General features: G+C 36.9%; 3 protein-coding genes. All 3 read right to left on the reverse strand.

The features are described from left to right. Positions 1–61: 61 nt before the first annotated feature. The 3 genes from MKL36_RS10620 to MKL36_RS10630 all read right to left on the reverse strand — a co-directional run bounded on the left by MKL36_RS10620 (position 62) and on the right by MKL36_RS10630 (position 4930). Positions 62–1206, reverse strand: a protein-coding gene (locus MKL36_RS10620; protein ID WP_085944219.1) for an IS3 family transposase whose coding sequence is annotated in 2 segments (ribosomal slippage) — positions 62–942 and positions 942–1206 — 1146 coding nt in all. Because the reading frame shifts where the segments join, the coding sequence is not laid out codon by codon here. A 541-nt stretch (positions 1207–1747) separates the two neighbouring features. Next, a complete protein-coding gene (locus MKL36_RS10625; RefSeq protein WP_000693745.1) occupies positions 1748–3703 on the reverse strand; it encodes an alkyl/aryl-sulfatase in 1956 nt (651 codons plus the stop codon). 82 nt (positions 3704–3785) lie between these two features. After that, positions 3786–4930, reverse strand: a protein-coding gene (locus MKL36_RS10630; protein WP_085944219.1) for an IS3 family transposase whose coding sequence is annotated in 2 segments (ribosomal slippage) — positions 3786–4666 and positions 4666–4930 — 1146 coding nt in all. Because the reading frame shifts where the segments join, the coding sequence is not laid out codon by codon here. Positions 4931–5006: the final 76 nt, after the last annotated feature.

Here is a 5006-nt window from a genome sequence, read left to right on the forward strand (position 1 = left end):
AGAGGTGGTCCCACATGTTTGAACAACTAAAAGCTTATTTATAAGTGATACTCTGCTCTAGTTAAGCTACCTTATTTTGTTGTGGTAGCTGGTCATAGTAAAACTCATCTGGAGTCATTTTGTCCAGACTCGAATGAGGTCGTTTCAAATTATAAAATTCAAAATATGCGTTTAATTGCTTCTTCGCATCCAAAACATTGCTGTAGGCTTTGAGATACACCTCTTCATATTTAACGCTCCGCCATAATCGTTCAACCATCACATTATCAACCCATCGACCTTTACCATCCATGCTGATTTGGATGTCATTTGATTTCAATACATCAATAAATGCATCACTGGTAAACTGACTGCCTTGGTCTGTATTAAATATTTCAGGTCGACCATATTTTTCAATAGCTTCATTTAATGTTTCTATGCAAAATGTAACCTCCATACTAATCGATACTCTATGCGCAAGTACCTTGCGGCTATGCCAATCAATCACAGCACATAAATAAACAAAGCCTTTTGCCATAGGGATATACGTTATATCCGTAGACCACACTTGATTACTGCGCTGAATAGCCAATCCTTTGAGCAGATATGGATATTTGCGGTGAGCTTGATTAGCCTGGCTTAAATTTGGTTTGCAATATAACGCATTAATGCCCATTTTCTTCATTAAAGTACGTGTATGACGTCGTCCTATATGATGTCCTTGACGATTCAACAAATCACGCATCATACGGCTACCTGCAAAAGGGTATTGCATATGTAACTCATCCATACACCGCATCAGCTTCAGATCTGATGCACTCACAGGTTTTGGGCGATAGTAATAACAACCACGGGAGACTTTCAGCAGCTGAGCTTGCTTAGATACTGAAATCTGAAGTGAGTCATCGATTAACTTTTGTGGTTGAAGCGGCCCAGTTTCTTCAACACACCTTCTAAAAAATCAATTTCTAATGCCTGCTCACCGATTTTTGCATGTAGTTTTTTTAGATCGATGGGTGGTTCTGTTGGAGCTTTTGATTGATCGAAAGCTTGCGAGGAAGCTGAAATCAGTTGATTTTTCCAGTCGATAATTTGGTTTTGATGAACATCAAATTCAGCACTCAATTCAGCAAGTGTTTTTTCTGCTTTAATCGCAGCAAGTGCTACCTTAGCTTTAAAATCATTTGAATGATTTCTTCTTGGTCTACGTGCCATAAAATACTCCATATATTGATGTTTATAACATCATTTGGGGAGCAAAATATCACTTATAAGTGTTGTTCAAATTTCCTGATCCACCTCTAAAATATAAGCTTGGCAAAACAAATATTGAGCTCTTAAACTATCGGATATTGATATGATCATCATGACCTATATATTTACTCAATATAATCATCAAATAGTGCAATCAAGTTAACCTAATATAAAAGCTTATTTTCAATAAAAAACACATCATAATACCCCCTTGCCTTTTAACCACAAAAATATTGAAGTTATTATTTAGAAGCAATTAATAGAAAAATAAACAAATCTTTTTTAAACAAGCTACTAATAAAAATATCTCCATCGAAAATAAAGTATAAAAATTCAAAAACCATTTAATAAAGTATCAATAGAGTTAAAATACATATAGCTTACTTTTAATTTTAAAGAGGAATACAAGAAATAATTTCTTGTATTCCTGTTATAAGATTGGGAGAACCAAGTTGATAATTTCACCCATTTCTTTGGATCTATTAATTTAAGTTTCGACTTTACTTATTTGAGCTTAGCCATTTGGTCGAGTCACAATCGGGAAAATTGAATCTGGACGTTTAAACATTGCAAAGAATTTTCCAATTTTCAGTGGATTACCTTTGACTTTACTGTCTTTAGAAAGCAGGACTTTTACCCCTTCTATTTGACCTGTAATCATTTTTAGATATAAGGGCTTGGTTAAGGTTAATGTAGGGCAATCCAATGCCAAATCTTTACTTTCATCATAACGCTTAAACTGCATGACTGAGTTTTCAACCCATAATGAAAAATGCTCTTTGGTATCCGACAAAACCAGATTGATACACTGGTTTTCATTTTTTAAATTTTCCACATCTAAATTTGTCGCCATAGCTTCAAGAAATCTTTCAGTTGGTGTATGAATCAATAAATCACTCGGATCAGAAGTATTTTGTAGGGGTACATTATTTTGTAGCTCTTGAGCGCCCACCAAAAAGAAATTACGCCAAGTTGAAGCCTCAGCAGCATAGCCCAATTGACGATAAGTATTCGCCAATAAGTCTTTTGCTTGTTGGTTTTGAGGGTTATTCAACACAATATGTTTTAAAATCTCGGCAGCCCATCTATAGTCAGCTTGAGCGTAGGCATCCCGCGCATTTTTCAATGCATTGTTCTCCCCACCTGCTAACTCAATATATTTTTTTGCAACAGCTTTAGGGGGTAATGGATCTAAATTGGAAGGATGGGCATCGAACCATCCCATATAATATTGGTATACTGCTTTTACATTATGTTTTAGGGTTCCATAATAGCCATGAGCATATAGTTTTTGATCAAGTGCCGCTGGAAGCTTAATTTTTTCGGCAATTTCAGCGCCATTAAAACCAGAGTTCATATATCTCACCGTCTGATCATGCGTGAACTTATAAACATCTCGCTGGGTTTTAATAAAATCTTGAATATTGTCATTGCCCCAGACAGGCCAATGATGCTGTGCAATCAATACATCGGATGCTTTGGCATGCTGCATTGCTTGGTCTAGATAGCCCACCCATTTTAAGGCATCACGGACTTTAGCACCCCGAAGGGTATAAAGATTATGCATGGTATGAGATAGAATTTCTGCGCCGTTATAAAGTTTCAATGATGGGATAGAGAACGTTAATTCTGCTGGTGCTTCTGAACCCGGCACGTTATAAAACACAAAATCCAAGCCATCAACCGTCATTTTCTGTTCTGGTTGAGTGATCAGTTGTGTAGGCTCAAGGATGCCCATTTTTCCCACAGCAACAGCCTTACCTAAACCTGTATCCACCAATCCTTCCGCATTTTTAGGTAGAAAAGTTCCATACATATAAGTCGCACGACGTATCATGGCTGAACCTGCCATCACATTTTCACTGGTCGCTTCTTCCATAAAGCCTTTTGGCGCAATAATTGGAGTTTTTCTAGCGTTAATTTCTTCGCTAGAAAGAACGCCTAATGCACCACCAAAATGATCGATATGGCTATGGGTAAAGATAATGGCTGAAATTTTTTGCTCACCTAAATGCTGTCTAGCAAATTTAAGTGCTGCTTCAGCCGTTTCTTTAGAGGTTAATGTATCCACAATAATCCAGCCAGTATCACCCTGAATGATGGTCATATTTGCCAAATCAAAACCACGAATTTGCCAAACTCGATCTGTTACTTTAAATAGCCCAACATTGTTGTTTAATTTTGCTTGTCGCCATAGAGTGGGATTAACGGTATTTGGTGCTTGATCTTGTAAAAAACTAAATGCATCAAAATCCCAGATAACATTGCCTTTCTCACTTTTAATTTGACCTGTTGGCTTGGCAATAAAGCCCTTTTGAGCCTGATTAAACTCAGTCATATCCTCTAAGTTATACTTCGCCTTATATGTATTATTTGATTCAATGACCGCTTTTTCTACTACAGTATTTGCTGCAAAAACAGAAAATGGCAGAATAAGCATCAATGAAACTGTTAAAAACTTAATTTTCATCTTCTTTCCTTTTTTTAAATAAGAGGTGGTCCCACATGTTTGAACAACTAAAAGCTTATTTATAAGTGATACTCTGCTCTAGTTAAGCTACCTTATTTTGTTGTGGTAGCTGGTCATAGTAAAACTCATCTGGAGTCATTTTGTCCAGACTCGAATGAGGTCGTTTCAAATTATAAAATTCAAAATATGCGTTTAATTGCTTCTTCGCATCCAAAACATTGCTGTAGGCTTTGAGATACACCTCTTCATATTTAACGCTCCGCCATAATCGTTCAACCATCACATTATCAACCCATCGACCTTTACCATCCATGCTGATTTGGATGTCATTTGATTTCAATACATCAATAAATGCATCACTGGTAAACTGACTGCCTTGGTCTGTATTAAATATTTCAGGTCGACCATATTTTTCAATAGCTTCATTTAATGTTTCTATGCAAAATGTAACCTCCATACTAATCGATACTCTATGCGCAAGTACCTTGCGGCTATGCCAATCAATCACAGCACATAAATAAACAAAGCCTTTTGCCATAGGGATATACGTTATATCCGTAGACCACACTTGATTACTGCGCTGAATAGCCAATCCTTTGAGCAGATATGGATATTTGCGGTGAGCTTGATTAGCCTGGCTTAAATTTGGTTTGCAATATAACGCATTAATGCCCATTTTCTTCATTAAAGTACGTGTATGACGTCGTCCTATATGATGTCCTTGACGATTCAACAAATCACGCATCATACGGCTACCTGCAAAAGGGTATTGCATATGTAACTCATCCATACACCGCATCAGCTTCAGATCTGATGCACTCACAGGTTTTGGGCGATAGTAATAACAACCACGGGAGACTTTCAGCAGCTGAGCTTGCTTAGATACTGAAATCTGAAGTGAGTCATCGATTAACTTTTGTGGTTGAAGCGGCCCAGTTTCTTCAACACACCTTCTAAAAAATCAATTTCTAATGCCTGCTCACCGATTTTTGCATGTAGTTTTTTTAGATCGATGGGTGGTTCTGTTGGAGCTTTTGATTGATCGAAAGCTTGCGAGGAAGCTGAAATCAGTTGATTTTTCCAGTCGATAATTTGGTTTTGATGAACATCAAATTCAGCACTCAATTCAGCAAGTGTTTTTTCTGCTTTAATCGCAGCAAGTGCTACCTTAGCTTTAAAATCATTTGAATGATTTCTTCTTGGTCTACGTGCCATAAAATACTCCATATATTGATGTTTATAACATCATTTGGGGAGCAAAATATCACTTATAAGTGTTGTTCAAATTTCCTGATCCACCTCT

The sequence above is a fragment of the Acinetobacter sp. AOR12_HL genome (assembly GCF_027855275.1).
Lineage (GTDB): Bacteria > Pseudomonadota > Gammaproteobacteria > Pseudomonadales > Moraxellaceae > Acinetobacter > Acinetobacter baumannii.

What these genes read in the sequence shown, in the direction of transcription:
- MKL36_RS10625 (WP_000693745.1), bottom strand. Translation starts at nt 3,703, where the DNA reads ATGAAAATTAAGTTTTTAACAGTTTCATTGATGCTTATTCTGCCATTT.